The sequence below is a fragment of the Exiguobacterium aurantiacum genome, from assembly GCF_001766415.1.
Classification (GTDB): domain Bacteria; phylum Bacillota; class Bacilli; order Exiguobacteriales; family Exiguobacteriaceae; genus Exiguobacterium; species Exiguobacterium aurantiacum_A.
This window is the reverse complement of sequence record NZ_MKXO01000007.1, coordinates 1-19178: the sequence shown is the minus strand read 5'-3', so window position 1 is coordinate 19178 and position 19178 is coordinate 1. Positions and strand designations below refer to the sequence as shown.

Sequence of the window (19178 nt, the reverse complement as noted above, 5' to 3'; positions counted from 1 at the left end):
AGAAGTAACGACGGTCCCCGCATGACAGAGAGCTGATGGTTGGTGTGAATCAGTATGTGGGACGTCGCGAATGGACTTCCGAGCTCTAAACCGAAATTTTTAGTAGGCTTTAGCGGGTTACCCACCGTTATCACGGGGAAGCGGATGATTGTCCGTGAAGTGGGTTCGACATGAACCAACGAAGGTGGCACCACGGGGTTACTCGTCCTTCTCATAGCGTGAGCTGTGAGTTGGACCGAGTGACCCTTTTTTGTTTTTCAAATTGAATCTTAAATCGATGATTGAGAAGAGTAGCGTGAAGAAGTCTCGTACAGAGAGTCAGGGGTGGTGGGATCCTGACCGAGACCGTCACGTGAATGGGCTCATGAGAGCACGGCTGAATGTTAGTAGGCCGTGACGGCTTCCACCGTTATCAGGATACGATGTGATAGCATCGGAAAGTGGGATCGATTGATCCAACGAGAGGTGGCACCGCGGTCCATACCGTCCTCCATACGACAGACGTCGTATGGAGTTTTTTTATACCCAAATCGCTTAAGGAGGAACGGACATGTTAACAAGACTACTGACGAACCAAGTGACGACGACCGAGATGAAACAGGCGGCTTCCGAGTTGTTTCAAGCGGATGAAACGCAAATCACCGAGGTGCTTCTCGCATTGAAAGCACGCGGCGAGACGGCCGAAGAGATGGCGGGGCTGGCCGATTATATCCGTGAGGCGGCGACGTTCCCGGAGACGACGCTCCCTGTGCTCGACGTTTGTGGGACCGGCGGTGACGGAGCGAACACGTTCAACATTAGTTCGACCGTCGCGTTCGTTCTCGCCGGACTTGGTATCCCGGTCGCGAAACATGGGAATCGGAGCGTGTCGAGCCGGTCGGGTAGCGCCGATGTGCTCGAGGCGTTGAATATCCCGATTGTCCAAAGTGCTGACGACGTGTTAGCTGAACTTGAGCGGACGAACTTGAGCTTCTTGTTCGCCCAACACGTCCATCCGATCATGAAACATGTCATGCCGGTGCGAAAACGGCTCGGGACGGCGACGATCTTCAATCAAATCGGTCCGCTGACGAACCCGCTCAAGCCGAGACGGCAATTGATCGGCGTCTACCATCCAGACTTGATTGAGAAGATGGCTACGGCGATGCGCCATCTCGGAGTCGAACGGGGCATGGTCGTCCATGGGGCCGGCGGGCTCGACGAGGCGAGCCTCGTTGGTGCGAACGAGGTACTCTTCTTTGACGGAGAGCAGACGGCACGATATCAAGTCGACCCGCGAGACGTCGGGTTGATGCGGGCACCGCTGTCGGCGCTACAAGGTGGTACACCCGAAGAGAATGCGAAGACGCTCGTCGCCGTTTTGAACGGCGCGGCAGGACCGGCGCGTGACGTCGTCTTGTTGAATGCGGCACTCGCGTTATGCACATACGGCGCCGTCAAGACGTTACGTGAAGGTGTGGCCGAGGCGAGCCGGAGCATCGACGAGGGCCACGCCGCCCGCGTCCTTAAGCAACTACAAAAAACGGAGGTGGGCGCATGAGCTACTTGACGAAAATTATTGGGACGAAAATCGAAGAGGTCAATCAGATGCAAGACGTCACGGTCACGGCGACAGAGCCGATCTCGTTACAGCGGCTGGTCGCGGACGGGTTTCATATCATCGCGGAAATTAAGCGGGCGTCCCCATCAAAAGGCGTGATTCGAGCCGAACTGGATGTGGCCGAACGGGCTCAGGTTTACGAACGGGCCGGTGCGACGATGATCTCGGTGCTGACCGATACGACATACTTTAACGGATCGTTCGATGACTTACGCCAAGTCGCTGACGCCGTCAATATCCCGGTCCTGTGTAAAGACTTCATCATCGATGAACGACAGCTCGACCGGGCGAAAGCGGCCGGTGCGAGCGCGGCGTTGTTGATCGTCGCGGCGTTACATCCGACTCGCCTGCACGCGTTGAAGCAACACGCGCGCCTGATCGGCCTCGACGTGCTCGTCGAAGTGCACGATGAAGCCGAGCTCCAGACGGCGCTCGAACTTGAGGACGTGTTGATCGGCATCAACAACCGGAACTTGAAGACGTTCGACGTATCGCTCGAGACATCGATTGAATTGATGAAGAGTTATCCGAACGTGGCGTTCGTCAGTGAGAGCGGAGTCAGCACCGGCGAAGCAGCAGGCCGACTGCGAGACGCGGGAGCCAAAGCGATTCTCGTCGGAGAGGCGCTTATGCGACAGGATGACCCGACGGCGTTGATTGAGGAGTTGAAGACGTGTTCGTTAAAATATGTGGATTGAAAACAGAAGCAAGTGTGACGGCGGCGGTTGAAGCCGGGGCCGATGCGATCGGCTTCGTGTTCGCGAACAGCTCACGCCAAGTCGATGTGACGACGGCGAAACGGCTACGACAGTTGATCCCGAATCACGTCCGTGTCGTCGGAGTGTTTCTCGACCCGACGCTTGATGAGGTCGAGACGGCAATCACGTGTGGATTGACGGATATCCAACTGCACCGGCGCACGTTGCCGCTTGAGACGTTCCGACAGTTCAATCTGCCGATCATCGAAGCGAGCAGCGAGACGGAGGCGGATATCGTCTTACTGGATGCACCGACGCCCGGGAGCGGGGAGACGCTCGACTGGTTGCAGTTGGAACGTCCGCAGCGAACGTTCTGGCTCGCCGGTGGTTTGACGGCCGACAACGTGAGACAAGCGATGCACGACGTACGGCCTGACGGGGTCGACGTCTCAAGCGGCGTCGAGACAGATGGAGAGAAAGATATCGATAAAATTCGCACGTTCATCAGACGTGCCAAGGAGGAAACACTATGTACACACAACCAGTGAACGGAAAGTTTGGCCCATACGGAGGCAAATATATACCGGAAACACTCATGCAGGCCGTTGAAGAACTCGAGGTGGCTTATGAGGAAGCGAAGTTAGATCCTGAATTTCAAGAACGCTTCGACGCGTTGCTCAGCGAATACGTCGGACGGGAGACCCCGCTTTATTATGCGGAGAACATGAGCCGACGCCTCGGGACGAACGTTTACTTGAAACGGGAGGATTTGAACCATACCGGTGCCCACAAGATCAACAACACGATCGGGCAGGCGCTCCTCGCCAAGCGGATGGGGAAACAGAAAATCGTCGCCGAGACCGGTGCTGGACAACACGGTGTGGCGACAGCGACGGTGTGCGCGTTGCTCAACTTAGAATGTACGATTTTCATGGGTGAGGTCGATGTCGAACGGCAAGAGTTGAACGTGTTTCGGATGGAACTGCTCGGGGCGACGGTCATTCCGGTGAAGTCAGGCAGCCGAACGTTGAAAGATGCGGTCAACGAGGCGTTACGCTACTGGGTCAAACACGTTGACGATACACACTACGTCATGGGCTCTGTACTTGGGCCACACCCATTCCCGACGATGGTGCGTGACTTCCAAAGTGTGATCGGAACAGAGACACGGCGCCAAATTTTAGACAAGACCGGACGCTTGCCGGATGCCGTCATCGCTTGCGTCGGTGGTGGCAGCAACGCCATGGGGATGTTCTACCCGTTCTTGAATGACGAGGATGTCGCCTTGTACGGGGTCGAGGCAGCAGGAAGCGGCGTCGACACGGACAAGCATGCGGCGACGCTCACGAAAGGTGAGGTCGGCGTGCTCCACGGCTCGCTCATGTACGTGCTGCAAGACGGGGCCGGGCAAATCCAAGAAGCGCACTCGATCTCGGCCGGACTCGATTATCCTGGGGTCGGACCAGAGCATAGTTTCTTGAAAGACATCGAGCGTGTCCGCTACGCGGCGGTCACCGATGAGGCGGCGTTAGAGGCATGTATGTCACTCAGTCGACATGAGGGCATCATCCCGGCACTTGAGTCGTCACATGCGCTCGCCTATGCCGAGACGCTCGCCGCGACGATGGACGAGGACGATCTGCTCGTCATCTGTCTGTCAGGCCGAGGTGATAAAGATGTGCATACGATTCGTGAAAGGGTGGGACAGAAATGAGCTTAGAGACAGCGATTCGAAATAGAGACGGGGCAGCATTCGTCCCTTACATCATGGCCGGAGACGGCGGACTCGATCAACTCATTCCGACGATCGAGCGGCTCGAAGCGATGGGCGCGACGGCAATCGAGCTCGGGATCCCGTTCTCAGATCCTGTAGCGGACGGACCAATCATCGAGGCGGCCGGGATGCGTGCCCTCGCGGACGGGGTGACACTCTCTGGCGTGTTGGATTGTTTAATAGAAGGAACTGAGCGTTTCTCAGTCCCGATCGTCCTGATGACATACTTGAATCCGGTGTTCCGGTTCGGAATCCAGCCATTCTTCGACCGTGCGGCCGCATGCGGCGTCAGCGGTGTCATCATCCCCGATTTGCCGTTCGAAGAGAGCCTCGAACTATTCGCGGGGATTGAACGGAACGGGGTCGCGGTCGTCCCGCTCGTCACATTGACGAGTAACAAACAACGAATCGACACGATCTTAAGTCAGGCCGAAGGGTTCGTCTACGCGGTGACGCTCAAAGGGACGACCGGAAAAGTCGACGCGTTCCCGGACGAACTGCTCGCCCATTTGCGCTCGTTGACAGAACGGTCTCCGGTCCCGGTACTCGCCGGATTCGGTGTCCATCGCGAAGACCAGGTCCGAGCACTCGGTGAGGCGTGTGACGGGGTCGTCGTCGGCAGTTTCATCGTCGAGGCGCTCCACGCCGGACGCGAGCAAGACGTCGCCGATTTGATCGCAGCGGCGCGTCGAGTCAAAGCATAAAACAAGGACCGTGCCTCGGGCACGGTCCTTGTTCGTTCATAGCTCGACGCGCTCAAGCCCGTCTTCGCCGAACTTGCGATCGAGTTGGTCGTGACGATACGTCGAGGCGAGGACGTACAATAAGTCGCCCGGCTCAATTTTCGTTTGACCCGTAGGCGGGATGAGATAGTCTTTGCGGACGATCGCATTGACGACCGTGTTCGGCGGTAACGTGATGTCGGCGAGCGTGCGTCCGATCATCGATGACGTTTCTGTCGCCACGTACGGAACGAGCTGATGCTGCGACTGTTTACTCGACACGAGCGCGATCGTATACGGCGAGCGGATCTTATCCGGCCCGAGCAGGTTCAGTCTGGCCGCGAGCGGTGTGAGCGTCGTTCCTTGAATCAACGCGCTCGTCACGACGACGAAGAAGACAGCGTTGAAGATGAGTTGGCTGTTGTCGATCCCAGCGATGAGCGGGAACGTCGCTAGCACGATCGGGACAGCTCCTTTTAGGCCGGCCCAGGAGATGAACAGTTTTTCCTTATGCGTGAACGGCATCGCGATCGTCGATAAGTAAACGGCGATTGGACGGGCGACGAACATGAGGAAAAATGAAATCAACAGCCCTTTCCAAATGAGTTCTGGATCGAACAGTTGTTTCGGATAGACGAGAAGCCCGAGGATGACGAACATGATAATTTGCATGATCCAAGCGAGCGCCTCCGAAAATTGGACGATGGTCACTTCGTGGGCGGTGTGGGCGTTCCCGACGATCATCGCGGCAAGATAGACGGCAAGCAAGCCGCTGCCGGCGAAGTAGGCGGCCACGCCATACGTCATGAACGCCATCGAAATCATGAGGACGGCGTGCAGGCCGCTCGATTCAAGGCGCAAGTGATTGAGCATGAGCCGTGACAGGTTCCCGAGCATGTACCCGGCGAACGCCCCGACGATGATCTGGAGGATGAACATCCCAATGCCGTCCCAAATCGTCGTGTCCGGTTTCAACATGAAGTCGAGAGCGAGGATTGTTAAAAACATCGCCATCGGGTCATTCGTGCCGGACTCGGCTTCGAGTGTCGCGCCGACTTTCGGCGCGATATTCTTTCCTTTGAAAGCGGCGAATACGGCGGCGGCATCGGTCGAGCCGATGATGGCACCGAATAGGAAAGACTCAATCCAGTCGAAACCGAATACGAAACGAACGGCTACGGCGACAAGCCCGGCCGTCAATAAGACGCCGATCGTCGCGAGCGAGGCGGACGGAGCGAGGACACTCCGAAGCGAGGCCCATTTCGTCTGCAGACCACCTTCGAACAAAATAACGATCAGAGCGGAGATTCCGATCATCTGGGCAAGGTTCGAGTCATCGAAGAAGATTAAGCCGGTGACGTCACTGCCCATGACCATGCCGATTCCCATGAACAGAATCAACGCAGGAAGGCCGAAACGGGTGGACACGCGCGTGGCCAAAACCCCTGCGACGAGGAGGAGACCGAACAAGAGGATTAAAACGTCTGTACTTAAAATAGGTGCAGTCAAACACATCACTTCCCTTTGAAATTGTCACTTTTCACATAGATTATTAAGTTCATTATACCATGAAACCGTTATGAAATAAGAATGAACGTATCGTCAATTATGCTAATTGGAATAGTCGGATATCGGTGTGGTACATTAGGAGTATCAAAGGGGGATTCATATGGCTAAAATTCACGTTTTGCATGAAAACAATGAGTGGACGGACCATCTCGTCAAACGGCTCGAGGAGTTATCGCTTCCATATGAACTGTGGCATTTAGATGAAGGAATCATCGATATTGAAGCGACGCCGCCGGATGGTGTGTTCTATAACCGGATGAGTGCGTCGTCACATACGCGCGGGCATCGCTACGCGCCAGAGCTGACGGAAGGGGTACTTGCCTGGCTCGAGGCGAACGGACGGACCGTCTTCAACGGGACACGGGCGATTCGCCTCGAAGTGAGCAAGGTCAACCAATATACGGCGCTTCGTCAAGAAGGGATCCGTGTGCCGAGGACGATCGCTGCTGTCGGAAAAAAACAAATCATCGAGGCGGCCGAGAAGCTTGGCATGAGCCCGTTCATCACGAAGCATAACCGGGCCGGTAAAGGGCTTGGCGTGCAGCTATTCCATTCGATTGAGGCGTTGAAAGGGTATGTGTACGGACCGGCGTTCGAGGACTCGGTCGATGGCATCACGCTCATCCAACAATATATCGAAGCGCCGAAACCGTTCATCACGCGCTGTGAATTTATCGGCGGAAAGTTCCTCTACGCGGTACGGGTCGACACGTCGGAAGGGTTCGAACTATGCCCGGCGGATGCGTGCTCGATTGAAGACCAATTCTGCCCGGTCGGCGAGACGCCACCGGCCAAATTTGAAATCGTCGACGGGTTTGCCGATCCGATCATCGATCAGCTAGAAGCGTTCTTGGCAACAAATAATATCGCAGTCGCGGGGATCGAGATTATCGAAGACCGTGACGGCAACGTCTATGCGTACGACGTCAACACGAATACGAACTATAACTCGGACGCGGAAGCGAAGGCAGGTCAATACGGCATGCTGGAACTCGCGACGTTCCTTGGCGACGCGCTTCACGCGAAGACAAAATAAGGGTCAGGCTTTCGCCTGACCCTTTCGCTGTGTATGTTGTAATTGTTGTTCAAATCGAATTTGGACTAGCTCTGCTGTCGGGGCCATTCGTTCAATGAACGAATCTAAACGTTTTGCAGTGTCTCGATCTGATTCCTTGAACACGCGCATCGTTGTTCACCTCATTGATCATTGTTGTAAGTGCCTCTACAACGATGTTTCCCGAGGGGGTCGATGCGTAAACCTCAATCAACCGAGGAATGTGCCGAGTTCTTCTTTTGGAAGGATGTTTCCGACGTAGAAGTCACCAAACTCGCCATATTTGGCGCTGACTTCATCGAAACGCATCTCGTAAACAATCTTCTTAAATTGGAGCGAGTCTTCCGCGAAGAGCGTGACGCCCCATTCCCAGCCGTCAAATCCGGTTGATCCGCCGATGAACTGCTGGATCTTGCCGGCATAGCTGCGGCCGATCATGCTGTGGCGGTACATGAGGTCTTTCCGCGCGTCCATCGACAGCGTATACCAGTTATCCTCGTCACGGCGCGCTTTGCTCATCGGATAGAAGCAGATGTGGGCTGCTTTCGGCAACGTCGGGTACAAGCGCGAGCGGATGTGCGGGTTCTCGTATGGATCCCCGTCACCAGAGCCACGGTACATGCCGAGCTCGATGACCGAGACGTAAGAGTACGATGGGATCATATAGTCGTACAGTTTCGTCTTACGAAGGGCGAGTTCGACTTGTTCGAGCTCTTTGAACGTCGGACGAAGGACCATGAGGACGACGTCCGCTTTTTGACCGAGGATCGAATAGAAGGCGTGACTGCCTTCTCCGCGTGTTTCGACGTCTTCAAGCGAGGCGAGGAAGGCGACGAACTCCTCAATCATTTCTTGACGCGCCTCTTTGTCGACTGCTTTTAGACGTGTCCAATCGATCGAGCGGAAATCATGGAGCGTATACCAACCGTCTAATGTGGCGGCTGCGTGCTGTGTTTCGGTTGTCGGTGCTGGACGTTCTGACATGAAAAAACTCCTTTCAAGACTTGGCTTCGCTGTTTATTTTACCACAGACACTTTACCGCCTGGCAAATTTGGCGCTGTCTGTGAGGGTAATCACAATCGAGACGGGGGAAAGGGAAAAGCGGACACGGAAATGTAAACGGCTTCACAGCAACCTGTATCAGTCATAAATACATAACTGTTCTATTCATATAATGACTGATTTCAAGCGATTTATGACGATATGGGCAGAATAGTTTATTTTAAAAAAAGGACTGTGTATAATAAAACACGCATACGGACAATTGTGTCCTAAAGAGAAAACATAGATATCTTCCAATCGAAAAGGAGTTCACTTACCATGAAATTATTTGACACGTTGAAGCAAAAAGTCAGCCCGATTCGTCCGACCATCGTCTTAGCAGAAGGCGTCGATGAGCGCGTCCTTGGAGCTGCAGTCCGTTTAAAAAATGACGGCATGGTCAACCCGATCGTCGTCGGTCCGAAAGCGGACATCGATGCAGTCGCAGCGAAACACGGCTTTGATATCTCGAACTTGACACAGTACGACCCAGCGACATACGAAGATATCGACACGCTCGTCGAATCGTTCGTCGAGCGCCGTAAAGGCAAAGCGACGGCTGAACAAGCTCGTGAATTGTTGTCGTCAGATGTGAACTACTTCGGTACGATGCTCGTCCACACGGGCAAAGCGGAAGGTCTCGTCTCGGGTGCGATGCATGCGACGGCCGACACGGTCCGTCCGGCACTTCAAATCATCAAGATGCAAGAAGGCATCAAAAAGACGTCAGGTGTGTTCATCATGGTACGTGACGATGAGCAATACGTCTTCTCGGACTGTGCGATCAACATCGCACCGGATGCGGCCGACCTTGCCGAGAACGCCTACTTGTCAGCGTTGACGGCGAAGACGTTCGGCATCGAGCCGCAAGTCGCGCTCCTCAGCTTCTCGACGAAAGGTTCGGCGAAGTCGCCTGAAACCGAGAAAGTCATCGAAGCGACGCGTCTCGCCAAAGAGAAAGCGCCAAACCTTCCAATCGATGGTGAGCTTCAGTTCGACGCAGCGTTCGTCCCGAGCGTGGCAGCGAAGAAAGCACCGGGCTCTGACGTCGCCGGTAACGCCAACGTGTTCGTCTTCCCGAGCCTCGAAGCCGGGAACATCGGCTACAAGATGGTTCAACGTTTCGGCGGATTCGAAGCGATCGGACCGATCTTGCAAGGTCTCAACAAGCCAGTCAACGACTTGTCGCGTGGCTGTAATGAAGAAGACGTCTATAAATTGACGCTCATCACAGCGGCACAAGCGATTGACGAGCGCAACGAAGCGTAAGTCAGAAGCATCTTCCCACAGCGGAGGATGCTTTTTTTGATGCGTAGTTGTAAACTATTGGAAAAGGAGGCGGTCACATGGAGGAGATTGAGGGAGCCATCACTTTACCGGAAGGACATCGCTACGCTATGTTCGGCGGTGGAGATGATTTTCCGATTAAAACTTACTATGAGGGCGTGTTTGAAGAAGTGTTCGTCGCGTACCATCCGTTTCTCGGACCGATAGAAAATCCTACCGCAATTGACCGATATGTCGAGATGAACAAAAACGAAGTGGAACAGCATTTTCGTGCCGTCGCATGGGAAGATATGCGCCGCCAACTTGGTTTTGAAGACGTCAAACGTATCGATCACGCACTCCGAACGATGATTGGGGCATTGAAACCGCATGCCGAAGATAAAGAAGGCGCAAATCGAATCATCGAATTTTGCGAGCGCGAGAATTTGCTCCCACCTGGCGAAGGCGAGCTGTCTGATTTCTTAAAGAATCGAGTATTAAGGGCGCTTCTGGAGACGGGAGAAGAATGGATATGGAACGGCGACGAATTTTGTACGGAGCGCCATCTTATCAACATTCAAGAAGTTCTTGCAGCCGATACATGGGACATGAATCATCGCACGTTTTTCGGCTATCAGCATGATTGGCTCATCGTACCGCCATGGGATAGCCACTTCACTTTATTTTGCGGCAGTCAGTCTTGGGTAAGTGACATGGTCGAACGTTGTGGTCTGAAAGGTTTCTATTGCGATGACGAGACGACCATCAATTGGAGTTTGTCCGACACGAAACTGAGGTAAACTAGTAGGGGATAACAATTTAAGGGGGAAACAGCATGCAAAGCATCCATGCAACCGAATTACGTGAAAAGCTTGAGAACGGGGAGTCGCTCCACATCATCGACGTGCGCGAACAAGACGAGTACGACGCGGGCCATATCCCGAACGTGCCGCTCTATCCGCTGTCTGAATTCCCGGGCGTGACCGAGAAGCTCGCGCAAGACAACGTCTATCACGTCATCTGCCGCTCGGGCGGACGCAGCCAGACGGCGTGCGACTATTTGGAATCGGAAGGGTTCAAAGTCGTCAACGTCGAGGGCGGCATGCTCGCTTGGGACGGTGACGTCGAAGCGTGATGCTCGACAATCCGTGGGTCGTCATTCCGCTCTTGATCGTCCTCTATTTGACGGTATACGCGTTCGTGAAGCGTCTCGACTGGAACAGATGGCGCACCATCTGGGCGGTGTGGATCGTCCTGATTGTCCTTTTGTTGACGATCCGCCTCATACAAAGTGTATAAAAAAACGAGTGAAGCCAAGTACATGGCTTCACTCGTTTTTAGTTGTCACGTTTATCGAACGTGATTGACGCGATGGCGTCGTGCTGGTGGATCGACTCTTCGTTTCGGCATTCGACGAAGAAGTTGACGACTTGTTTCATCTCGTACAAGTCGGCTGCAATCAAGCGGACCATATCTTCTACGAAACGTGGGTTTTCGTAAGCGATTTCTGTAGCCCGTTTCTCATCCGGACGTTTTAAGACCGGGTGAAGTGGTGCCGATGCGTTCGACTCCGCCGCATCGAGCAATGCGAGTCTCCAGTCGAAGCCGTCGAGCGACGCTTCGTCAAGACCGGCTTCGATTGTGATGTAGCCGCGCTGGTTATGGGCGCTGTATTCGCTGATCTCTTTTGAACATGGGCATAGCGTCGTCACGTTGATGACGAGACCGACCGTCACGCTCGCCATACCTGTCTCGAGGTTGTACGTCACGTTGTGCATGACGTCAGCGTTCATAAGACCGCTGAGGCCCGTCGCCGGTGCTTTCCGGCTGAAGAACCATGGGTAGCGGACCGTCAATTGACCTTCCGTTTGTTCCATACGCTCGGCGAGTTCTTGGGCGAACTCGATGAGCGAGCGGTTTGATAACGTCCAGCCTTGCGTATGGTACGCGTCGAGCTGTTCCGTCAAGCGTGACATGTTGATGCCTTTACGATCTTGGACGAGTGATGTCGTTAATTCAAACGTTGCGACCGTCGCTTGGATGCCGTCTGGAGTTTCGATGTTGACGGGATGTTTGACGTTCGAGATCCCGACGCTGTCGAGTGCGAACAAGAAGTTCTTAGGTGTATTTTGAAGATCGACCATTTTATCTTTTTCTGTCGGTTTCGTACCTTTGACCGGCGGGACCGAGCCGAATAGTTTATGTCGTTCTGCTTTAGTAGGTAAAGCGACATGGCTTGTAGACATAATCGGATTCTCCTTTTTTAAGAGGGCAAATGACCGCCACTCGTTCTTGTTAGGATTTTATCACGAAATGGATACAAACTGGGTATCATTTTGCTTCGTGAACATGCTTTGAACCTGTTCTGCGGAAAAAACTTCAGACATTGAACGAAAGAAGATTGATTTAATTTACGCACGGGAATAAAATGTTCCTGTGAACTTAAAAATAGATCACTATTAAATATGAAAGAACACAAACAAAAAGGGGATGTTTTAATGGATTGGCAGTTAATCCTGCAGTACGCCTGGATCATCGTCGTACTCGTCGGTCTTGAAGGGCTACTATCTGCAGACAACGCGCTCGTGTTGGCCGTCATGGTCAAGCACTTGCCGCGGACAGAACAGAAGAAAGCGCTATTCTACGGTTTATTAGGAGCGTTCGTCTTCCGCTTCATCGCATTATTCTTAATCTCGTTCTTAATCAACGTCTGGCAAGTCCAAGCACTCGGTGCCCTTTACTTGATCGGGATGAGCGCGCGACATCTATATATGACGTACAAGGCGCGCAAGATGGATCCAAGACAAGACCTCGCCGCCGAGGCGAAAGCAGAGACGGCAATTACCGAGAAGCCGGTCACGAAAAAAGAGTTTTGGTGGACGGTCGTAAAAGTCGAGTTCGCCGACATCGCTTTCGCGGTCGACTCGATCTTGGCAGCGGTCGCACTCGCAGTCAGCTTGCCGCCGCTCGGTCTTGGAGAGATCGGTGGTATCGACTCAGGTCAATTCTTCGTCGTCTTGACGGGTGGACTCATCGGGGTCATCTTGATGCGATTCGCGGCCCGCGTCTTCGTGAAGCTGCTGCATCAACGTCCGACACTGGAGACGGCCGCCTTCCTCATCGTCGGCTGGGTCGGTGTGAAGTTGACGGTACTCGTCCTCGAACACCCTGGCTTCAAGGAATTGATTGCCGGTACACCGTTCGCGTTCATGGGTCTTCCAGACGGTTTCGTCCACTCGTTAGGTTGGACACTGTTCTTCTGGTCGGTCATGGTCGGGATTGCTGTTTGGGGTTGGTTCTCTTCCAAACCGACAGCGGTCAAGCATTAAAAAAGTCCTGTCTTTCGCGTATGCGGAAGGCAGGATTTTTTGTTAGGCAGTCACGTCTTGTTTCTCGTAGATCGGCACCCAGCCCTCTGTCGTCACGAAGATGCGGACGGCGACGACTTGGCGGTCGTCTTGAAGCGTGAAGTAGTGGCGCGTGTTCACCGGGACCGAAATCAAATCGCCCGGATTGAGCTCGATATTGAAGTAACCGCGTTCGGCGTCGTCGATGGCGAAGATGCCGTGACCGCTGACGATGAAGCGGACCTCGTCGTCCGTATGATGGTGTTCCTTTTGGAAGTTGACGAGCAGTTCGTCCAAGTTCGGTGTCGCGTCAGACAGCGAGATGACGTCGGCCGTCTGATAGCCGCGGCGCTCCGACACGTCTTGAATCTCGTCACGGAACGTTGCGAGGATGGCTTGCTTGTCGTCGTCCGTCAGTTGGTAGTTTTCTTGAAGCGCGACCGGAAGTTTAGCGATGTCCCACTGCTCGTACAGGATGCCGCGCGATTCTAAAAATACGCTCACTTCAGTTTGGTCGACGAGACGCTCTTCAGTTTGTTGAAAATAGACAGTTGCCATAGATAGTTCCTCCTTATGAATGGACGCCTAAGGCGCGTAGTTTTAGCGTGTAGCTGAACAAAAATTCGTATGCTTCTAAATAGCGCTTCGCCGCATCCGGCGTCTCGCCCCAGACCGTGATGCCGTGATTACGGATGAGGACGGCACCGGCGCTTGAATGGACGTGAGGCGCGAAGGCGGCCGCGAGCGTCGGGATGTCGGCATGATTGTCGATGATTGGGACCCGGACGACCGCGTCCTCTTCCCAATAACCGAGTGCCTTGATGATCTCTTGCCCCGTGAAGACGACCTCATCGTTCACGGCATGGAGCTCGGAGATGACGTTGTTGTCGACCGTATGTACGTGGAGTGAACACGCCGCCGCGGTCTTGTTGAACACCTCGACGTGTAACAGCGTCTCAGCGGACGGTTTACCAGTTTGTTCGCCAAGCAAGCGACCGGCCGCGTCGACGAGGACGAAATCGTCCGCGGTCCGTTTTCGTTTATCGCGTCCGCTCGCCGTGACGAGGAAGGTCAGCGGGTCGTCGGAGACACGAATCGCCAAATTGCCACTCGTTCCGGGGAACCAGTCGCGCGCGGCGAGTTCGTCTTTAATGTCGGCGAGTTCAAGCCAACGTGCGGTCACGCTCATACGTGCACCTCCTTCATGTGATGGGTGATGTCGTCGAACGTCTCGAACGGGGCGTAGGCGATGCCTTCCGCTTCACAGAGCGTGATGAGCTGCCCACGGGCGTAGACGAAATCGGCCCGTTTGGCGATCTCGAAGTCGGTCACCGAGTCACCGATGACGATCAAGCGATCAACGGGATCGACGATCGTCCGGGCGATTGTCGGTTTGCAGCAACCACAATCATTCGTACAATGCGCGTCACAGGCGTAGGGCCAGTCGACGCGTACCGTCTCATCCGAGAAGTCGGCGACGTTACAGTAGATGTGGTCCGGCGCGACGTGGTCTTGCAAGATCGGGTGTACGAAAAAGTTCATGCCGCCGCTGACGACGTCGAACTTCCAAACTTGTTGCCGGACTTCTGCCAAAAACGTCGAGAACCCTGGGCGCAAGGTGATGCGGTCCAGCAAGTAGTCACGGTACGCCGAAGCGTCAGCGCTCGGCAACAGCTGGAACATCTGCCCGACCCCGGAGCGGATCGAGATGTCTTGAGCGAGCACGTCGTCTTTGAGCGCGTGCCATTCGGGCGGTGCGAACGCCCGCATCAAAGCGATGATGTTGTCCTCGGCCGTGATCGTCCCATCGAAGTCACACAAGATGTGAATCGTCATTGTTTTGACCACGCCTTTAACGCGGCCTCGAGCTCGTTCGTCTGGCTCGCCACGCCCAATACTTGCTCAATCGCTTGTCGGAACGCCCGGGCCCCGGCGGCCGCGCCGTCTGGGTGACCGTGGATGCCGCCGCCGGCGTTGATGACGACGTCTGTGCCGAAATCACGGATGATGTCCGGGACGAGCCCCGGATGGATACCGGCCGATGGGACCGGTAGAATCGGTTTCGTCCAGTGCGGCCGAGCACTGCCATCCCGAATCGTGAACGCCTCATCAGGCGGTGTCGCAAGTGAACCGTATGGGGACGGGAACAGCGTCAAGTCGGCCCCCGCGAGGCGGATCAATTTTCCGAGCAAGAGCGAGTGGCTGATCGAGCCGGTCAAGGCCCCGGCGAACGCCGGGTGCGCCAAAATCGGGACGTTAATTGTTGGATCGCTCGCGAGTTCGCGGAGTGTGTCGAGCCCGTATGTATAGACGTTGAACAACAGTGCCGTCGCGCCCGCCTCGATCAAGCGGAGCGCTTGGTCACGCAGCCCGAACACCGGACCGCTGAGCGTGATGGCATAGAGCGAACGTTTCCCGGTCGTTTCGAACTGTTCTTGGATGACGGCCGCTCCGATTTTAGCTCGTTCAAGCGACGGAGTGAGCGGGTTGTCGTATAGGATTTCATCATCTTTGACGATGTCGATGCCGCCGGCGAGCTGGTCTCGAAGTTGCTGTTCTAAGAAGCGTAAATCACGGCCGATGATCCCTTTAAAGATGCTCATGACGAGCGGGCGATCATGTACGTCGAGCAACTCACGAACGCCTTGAACACCGAACTTTGCTCCGGGGAATTCAGACGCAAGCGTTTCGGGTAACGTTAAGTCGATCAAGCGTACCGAGTCATCGAGCGATAATTTCCCGAACGTCGTCGTCAAGATGGATGAGAAGTCGGGCGTGACGTTATGGAGCGGATAACGGATCGTGAAGCGGCTCGTCGTTTCCGTGTGCGTCGTTGAGACGACCTCGCCCCGATACGCCTTTAATTGTTCTTGTTCTAGGTGAGGCAGTTCCGTCCACGTGCCGACGGTCAGTTCGAGGGCGATTTTCTCGGCGACAGTCGCGACGCGGTCCGTCCGGCTGATTTCATATGTGGCAGTAATACTCATGTTCGTTCCTCCTTCCGGTCAAACAAAAAATGACCCCATGCCGAGGCAAGAGGTCATCATAAAAAAATGAACTCTTATCTCTCAGCTTACGCTGCAAGAATTAGCACCGTGCCCAATCGGGTCGGTTGCTGCGACATCATCGGGCTTGTCCCCTCCGTCTGCTCTTGATAAGAATGTATTTTGAAGTTGTGAAATTTAATTGAATTTTGTCACACAATATCCGGTTCGTCAATTCCTTTTTTTGATAAAAAATAGTTGAATTCATTGTTTCTATATATGCCCGGGAAAAGACAACACCGGGTCCGAAAATTGACGTTGACAACTTGGTGCTCGAGTAAGTAACATTCATCACAACAAGTTCACACAATCGAATATGACACTCTTATCGCGAGTTGGCAGAGGGAATTGGCCCGATGATGCCGCAGCAACCGACCAGTAGGCACGGTGCTACATCCACCAGACATACGTCTGACAGATGAGAGGAACAACCGTTACGGCTGTGCCTCTTTCTCGCGGAGAAAGGGGCTTTTTTTGTGGGGAATATACCGAAAGGGGAAACAGACATGGCTTATCAACCATTTACAGAACAGACAGTCGTCGAGCACGTCAGAACGTTAGGGTTACTCGAAGATGGGGGCATCGCGCATTGCGAGGAGATCGGGGACGGCAACTTGAACCTCGTCTTCCGCATCCGTCAAGGCGAAACGAGCCTCATCGTCAAGCAGGCGCTACCGTATGCGAAAGTCGTCGGCGAGAGTTGGCCGCTCACACTTGAACGGGCGTGGATCGAGCAGCTCGCGTTGCGCGAATTCGCCAGCGTCGTCCCGCGTTTCGTCCCGGTCGTTCTCGGCAGTGACCGGACGCTCGCCTATACGATTTTAGAAGACTTGTCCGACTTTGATATCGTCCGGACGGGCTATTTGGAAGGGAAAACGTATCCTGAACTTGCCCGTCACATCGGTGAGTTTTTAGGACAGACATTGTTTGAGACGTCCGACTATGCGGCCGGCCCGATTGAGAAGAAGCGGAAAGAACGGGATTATTACAACCCGGAACTATGCGATATCACTGAAAAACTGATCTTCACCGATCCGTACAAAGATGCCGAATCGAACAACATCGAAACCGCGCTCCGTCAGGACGTCGAAGCGCTTTGGCGTGACCAGAAATTGAAAGTGGAGGTCACGAAACTGAAAGTCGGTTTCGTCACGAAACACGACGCGCTCTTGCACGGGGACTTACATACAGGCAGCATCTTCGCGACGCAACAAGAGACGAAAGTCATCGATCCGGAGTTCGCTTTTTATGGACCGTTCGGCTTTGACATCGGGCAAATTGTCGCCCATTTGACGCTATCGACGTTCCATGACCCACTCAAACGGTTCGAGCGGTTCACCGACGTATTGACGGTATGGGAGACGTTTGAGAAGACGTTCCGGACGAAGTTTGAGACGGCGGTCGAACCGTTCAACACGGACGGATTCGTCGATGAACTACTTCAAACCATCTTTAGCGACACGATCGGCTATGCCGGATGCGAACTGATTCGCCGCGCCATCGGCCTCGCCGGAGTCAATGACCTCGAGACGTTACCGGAAACGGTCCGGCTCGAGCGGAAACGGGAAGCGCTCACGCTCGGCACGACGCTCATTAAACAGCGCCACGATATCCGTTCGATCGATGATTTAGTAACGGTGTTAGCGGGGGTACGCGTATGACAGTCCAAAACATTCGCTTCGAACCGTCCCGGGACGAGCTCGTCATTTTAGACCAAACGTTACTGCCGCATGAAGAGCGGTACGTGACGATCGCGACGCTCGAACAGGCAGAGCACGCCATCGAGACGTTACAAGTCCGAGGCGCGCCGGCCATCGCCTATTTCGGCGCATTCGTGCTCGCGAAAGAAGCGGTCCGTCTCCAGGATGACCCGGACTTCACACGCCGGCTCGACCTCGTCGGCCGTCGATTGATCGCGACCCGGCCGACGGCGGTCAATCTGCAAAACGTGATCGAGTCGCTTCTCGGATTCAATGTAGGTGACGACTTTGAAATGATCGCGACTGACATCAAACATCGGGCCATCGCGCTGTTCGAGCGAGACGTCGACACGTATCGGGCCATCGGGGAGCATGCGCTCACGGTGCTGCCAGCAGGGGGGAACGTCTTAACGATCTGTAACGCCGGGGCGATCGCGACGTCGCGTTACGGGACTGCGCTCGCTCCGTTTTACGTCGGGAAAGAGCGAGGTATCGCGTTTAACGTCTTCGCTTGTGAGACGCGGCCGCTCCTCCAAGGGGCACGCCTGACCGTCTGGGAGCTCGACCAGGCCGACATCGACGTCACGCTCATCACCGACAATATGGCCGCTTGGACGATTCAGGCGAAAGGGGTCGACGCCATCATCGTCGGCGCTGACCGCATCACACGGACGGGTCACGTCGCCAATAAGATCGGCACGCTTCAGCTCGCCGTCCTGGCTAAACATTACGGGATCCCGTTTTACGTCGCGGCCCCGCATTCGACGTTCGATTTGACGGCGGACGATGTGATTCAAATCGAGGAGCGGAGCGCGCTAGAAGTGACCCATATCGGCGGACAACCGACGGCGCCGGTCGGGATCACCGTCTTTAACCCGGCGTTTGACGTCACACCGCCTGAACTGATCACCGGACTCATCACCGAAGCGGGCGTGTTCGAGCCGAATGAAGCAGCGATCACACACCATGTAGGGGGAACGGTTCACGTGTGAAACAGCAGCTCCGTACTTGCCCGAACGATGAAGTGTGACCGTCTTGGTATGAGACGGGAATGGCCAGATTTACTTAGTCGACAAAGGCACCGGGCAGCAGAAAAGCCCTCAGAATCTATCCGAGGGCACTGAAAAACCTCCGCTCTATCCGAGCGTGAACAGAAAAAAGGGCGATTGGACCGACTCAAGTCGGGACAATCGCTCTTTTTCCTTGCCCTTATCCTGTTTTTTCTTTTGAGAGGGTGATGATCCGCTTCAGGTTTACCGCGATGATCGCCATCACGCTCTGTAACGTCATGCCTTTCAGGTCTGACGTTTTGTTTCGCGCCAGACCTTGCGGGTTCTTCAGTTGGCTGTTCTTCGGCTCAAT

The 19178-nt window shown here is 54.6% G+C and carries 20 protein-coding genes, 2 riboswitches and 2 other annotated features (1 of these 24 running past the window's edge); of the genes, 13 read left to right on the top strand and 7 right to left on the bottom strand.

Translation table 11 applies throughout. The features are described from left to right. Positions 1-213: a binding site (T-box leader), on the top strand; it begins 18 nt to the left of the window's first position. Positions 214-268: 55 nt separating this feature from the next. Then, positions 269-494, top strand: a binding site (T-box leader). A gap of 56 nt (positions 495-550) precedes the next feature. From trpD to trpA, 5 genes are read left to right on the top strand one after another with little or no spacing between them, the layout of a single operon-like run. After that, positions 551-1540 carry an anthranilate phosphoribosyltransferase gene (trpD, locus tag BJU60_RS12240; RefSeq protein WP_070329136.1) on the top strand — a complete coding sequence of 330 codons (990 nt, stop codon included), beginning with the start codon at positions 551-553 and terminating at the stop codon, positions 1538-1540. Further along, positions 1537-2298 (top strand): indole-3-glycerol phosphate synthase TrpC, encoded by a 762-nt coding sequence (gene trpC, locus BJU60_RS12235; RefSeq protein WP_070329135.1) that lies wholly within the window; start codon positions 1537-1539, stop codon positions 2296-2298. The genes trpD and trpC overlap by 4 nt, the downstream gene beginning before the upstream one ends. After that, positions 2274-2846: a phosphoribosylanthranilate isomerase gene (locus BJU60_RS12230; RefSeq protein WP_070329134.1), complete on the top strand. Its 573-nt coding sequence runs from the start codon at positions 2274-2276 to the stop codon at positions 2844-2846. The genes trpC and BJU60_RS12230 overlap by 25 nt, the downstream gene beginning before the upstream one ends. Continuing rightward, positions 2828-4012, top strand: coding sequence for a tryptophan synthase subunit beta (trpB, locus tag BJU60_RS12225; protein ID WP_070329133.1), 1185 nt, complete (start codon positions 2828-2830; stop codon positions 4010-4012). The genes BJU60_RS12230 and trpB overlap by 19 nt, the downstream gene beginning before the upstream one ends. Further along, complete coding sequence (gene trpA / locus BJU60_RS12220; RefSeq protein WP_070329132.1) at positions 4009-4776, top strand: tryptophan synthase subunit alpha; 768 nt, start codon at positions 4009-4011, stop codon at positions 4774-4776. Before trpB ends, trpA begins: the two co-directional genes overlap by 4 nt. A gap of 36 nt (positions 4777-4812) precedes the next feature. On the opposite strand, the gene BJU60_RS12215 is transcribed toward trpA, so the two are convergent. Beyond that, entirely contained in the window at positions 4813-6309 is a 1497-nt protein-coding gene (locus BJU60_RS12215) for a potassium/proton antiporter (RefSeq protein WP_070329131.1), read from the bottom strand. Positions 6310-6463: 154 nt separating this feature from the next. On the opposite strand from BJU60_RS12215, the gene BJU60_RS12210 reads away from it, so the two are divergent. Continuing rightward, positions 6464-7399: an ATP-grasp domain-containing protein gene (locus tag BJU60_RS12210; protein ID WP_070329130.1), complete on the top strand. Its 936-nt coding sequence runs from the start codon at positions 6464-6466 to the stop codon at positions 7397-7399. Positions 7400-7627: 228 nt separating this feature from the next. Here BJU60_RS12210 and hemQ read toward each other — a convergent pair whose 3' ends face one another. Then, positions 7628-8401 (bottom strand): hydrogen peroxide-dependent heme synthase, encoded by a 774-nt coding sequence (gene hemQ / locus BJU60_RS12205; RefSeq protein ID WP_070329129.1) that lies wholly within the window; start codon positions 8399-8401, stop codon positions 7628-7630. Between the two features lie 337 nt (positions 8402-8738). Between hemQ and pta the strand changes: the two genes are divergently transcribed. From pta to BJU60_RS15275, 4 genes are all read left to right on the top strand, one after another. After that, positions 8739-9728, top strand: a complete 990-nt coding sequence (gene pta / locus BJU60_RS12200; RefSeq protein WP_070329128.1) for a phosphate acetyltransferase — start codon at positions 8739-8741, stop codon at positions 9726-9728. A 77-nt stretch (positions 9729-9805) separates the two neighbouring features. Next, the gene (locus tag BJU60_RS12195; RefSeq protein ID WP_070329127.1) at positions 9806-10525 is read left to right on the top strand and encodes a DUF2711 family protein; all 720 of its coding nucleotides are present in this window, start codon (positions 9806-9808) and stop codon (positions 10523-10525) included. Positions 10526-10560: 35 nt separating this feature from the next. Next, positions 10561-10860: a rhodanese-like domain-containing protein gene (locus BJU60_RS12190; protein ID WP_016508292.1), complete on the top strand. Its 300-nt coding sequence runs from the start codon at positions 10561-10563 to the stop codon at positions 10858-10860. Continuing rightward, positions 10860-11024: a hypothetical protein gene (locus tag BJU60_RS15275; RefSeq protein ID WP_016508312.1), complete on the top strand. Its 165-nt coding sequence runs from the start codon at positions 10860-10862 to the stop codon at positions 11022-11024. Before BJU60_RS12190 ends, BJU60_RS15275 begins: the two co-directional genes overlap by 1 nt. 38 nt (positions 11025-11062) lie before the next feature. On the opposite strand, the gene folE2 is transcribed toward BJU60_RS15275, so the two are convergent. Then, entirely contained in the window at positions 11063-11971 is a 909-nt protein-coding gene (gene folE2 / locus BJU60_RS12185) for a GTP cyclohydrolase FolE2 (RefSeq protein WP_016508342.1), read from the bottom strand. 252 nt (positions 11972-12223) lie between these two features. Between folE2 and BJU60_RS12180 the strand changes: the two genes are divergently transcribed. Further along, positions 12224-13054 (top strand): TerC family protein, encoded by an 831-nt coding sequence (locus BJU60_RS12180; RefSeq protein WP_070329126.1) that lies wholly within the window; start codon positions 12224-12226, stop codon positions 13052-13054. Positions 13055-13096: 42 nt separating this feature from the next. Here the strand turns inward: BJU60_RS12180 and BJU60_RS12175 are convergent, their stop codons facing one another. The 4 genes from BJU60_RS12175 to BJU60_RS12160 are packed head-to-tail and all read right to left on the bottom strand — an operon-like array spanning position 13097 to position 16059. Next, a complete protein-coding gene (locus tag BJU60_RS12175; protein ID WP_070329125.1) occupies positions 13097-13630 on the bottom strand; it encodes a 1,2-dihydroxy-3-keto-5-methylthiopentene dioxygenase in 534 nt (177 codons plus the stop codon). A 13-nt stretch (positions 13631-13643) separates the two neighbouring features. Beyond that, on the bottom strand, positions 13644-14261 hold the full coding sequence (locus BJU60_RS12170; protein ID WP_070329124.1) for a methylthioribulose 1-phosphate dehydratase: 618 nt from the start codon (positions 14259-14261) through the stop codon (positions 13644-13646). Continuing rightward, on the bottom strand, positions 14258-14908 hold the full coding sequence (locus BJU60_RS12165; protein ID WP_070329123.1) for a 2-hydroxy-3-keto-5-methylthiopentenyl-1-phosphate phosphatase: 651 nt from the start codon (positions 14906-14908) through the stop codon (positions 14258-14260). The genes BJU60_RS12170 and BJU60_RS12165 overlap by 4 nt, the downstream gene beginning before the upstream one ends. Beyond that, positions 14905-16059: a 2,3-diketo-5-methylthiopentyl-1-phosphate enolase gene (locus BJU60_RS12160; protein WP_070329122.1), complete on the bottom strand. Its 1155-nt coding sequence runs from the start codon at positions 16057-16059 to the stop codon at positions 14905-14907. Before BJU60_RS12160 ends, BJU60_RS12165 begins: the two co-directional genes overlap by 4 nt. 71 nt (positions 16060-16130) lie before the next feature. Further along, positions 16131-16233: riboswitch (SAM riboswitch) on the bottom strand. 205 nt (positions 16234-16438) lie between these two features. Continuing rightward, positions 16439-16541, top strand: a riboswitch (SAM riboswitch). 81 nt (positions 16542-16622) lie between these two features. On the opposite strand from BJU60_RS12160, the gene mtnK reads away from it, so the two are divergent. Both mtnK and mtnA read left to right on the top strand, forming a co-directional pair. Next, on the top strand, positions 16623-17777 hold the full coding sequence (gene mtnK / locus BJU60_RS12155) for an S-methyl-5-thioribose kinase (RefSeq protein ID WP_070329121.1): 1155 nt from the start codon (positions 16623-16625) through the stop codon (positions 17775-17777). Continuing rightward, positions 17774-18808 carry an S-methyl-5-thioribose-1-phosphate isomerase gene (gene mtnA, locus BJU60_RS12150; RefSeq protein ID WP_070329120.1) on the top strand — a complete coding sequence of 345 codons (1035 nt, stop codon included), beginning with the start codon at positions 17774-17776 and terminating at the stop codon, positions 18806-18808. Before mtnK ends, mtnA begins: the two co-directional genes overlap by 4 nt. Positions 18809-19178 lie beyond the last annotated feature (370 nt).